Genomic DNA, 499 nt, shown 5'->3' with positions numbered 1-499 from the left:
CTGCTCGACGAGCTTGAAAACTGGCCCGAAAAGCAAACAACCCATCACTACGATTTAAGTTGTGCCCTGGCTATTTTATGGATGATAGCCAGCACAGGGGCAGGCGGCGTTCCTCGTGTAAATAGCCGTAAAGTGACAAAACAAATAAGGGGCTATCATGTTTAAAAGCAAGCCACGTATTACATCAAAAGCATACGCTGCGCTTAGCCGTATGTTTGACCAAAACCGCTTAGACCCTAGCCTAACAGCGCTTATTACTGAGCTACCAAACCCAGATCCAATCTTGCGCCGTGCGGGTAAAAACACGGCTATTTATGAAGAAATAGCCCGTGATGCTCACGTTATTGGAGAGTTGCGATCACTGCGCAGTGGCTTATTTAGCTTTAATACTGAGCTTGTGCCAGGCGGTGACGACGCAGCCAGTTTAAAAAGTTATGAGTTAGCTAAAGCCTTTTTTGCCCGTAAACCATGCCCACATACCGAATGGGCCGATATGGAC

General features: G+C 47.1%; 1 pseudogene. It reads left to right on the top strand.

Annotated features, from left to right (window positions below):
• Window positions 1-157 precede the first annotated feature (157 nt).
• A pseudogene (locus PSH54_RS20580) lies at window positions 158-499 on the top strand (phage portal protein family protein); the annotation flags it as partial.

The organism is Pseudoalteromonas sp. Angola-30, assembly GCF_028599215.1.
Classification (GTDB): Bacteria; Pseudomonadota; Gammaproteobacteria; order Enterobacterales; family Alteromonadaceae; genus Pseudoalteromonas; species Pseudoalteromonas atlantica.
Note: the sequence above shows the minus strand (reverse complement) of the source record. Positions and strands in the feature narration are given on the sequence as shown.